This is a genomic window from Brevibacillus sp. MCWH, assembly GCF_013096935.1.
Classification (GTDB): domain Bacteria; phylum Bacillota; class Bacilli; order Brevibacillales; family Brevibacillaceae; genus Brevibacillus; species Brevibacillus aydinogluensis.
The window spans coordinates 1-379 of the sequence record NZ_SDLF01000258.1 but is presented as its reverse complement, the minus strand read 5'-3'; the positions used below and the strand labels follow the sequence as shown (position 1 = coordinate 379).

Here is a 379-nt window from a genome sequence, read left to right as displayed (position 1 = left end):
GTGCAGACATGGTCTTTATTGCTGCGGGTATGGGGGGTGGTACCGGTACAGGTGCAGCACCAGTCGTCGCTGAAGTGGCAAAAGATTTGGGTATCCTGACCGTTGCTGTCGTCACTAAGCCTTTCAACTTTGAAGGCAAGAAGCGTATGGCATTCGCCGAGCAGGGGATCACTGAACTGTCCAAGCATGTGGACTCTCTGATCACTATCCCGAACGACAAACTGCTGAAAGTTCTGGGCCGCGGTATCTCCCTGCTGGATGCGTTTGGCGCAGCGAACGATGTACTGAAAGGCGCTGTGCAAGGTATCGCCGAACTGATTACTCGTCCGGGTTTGATGAACGTGGACTTTGCAGACGTACGCACCGTAATGTCTGAAAT

At 53.0% G+C, this 379-nt stretch carries 1 protein-coding gene; it reads left to right on the top strand.

All coding sequences use genetic code 11. The annotated features are described in order from the left end of the window. Window positions 1-379, top strand: a 379-nt coding sequence (locus ETC00_RS20365; protein ID WP_371808946.1) for a cell division protein FtsZ, incomplete at both ends; no start/stop codon positions are given.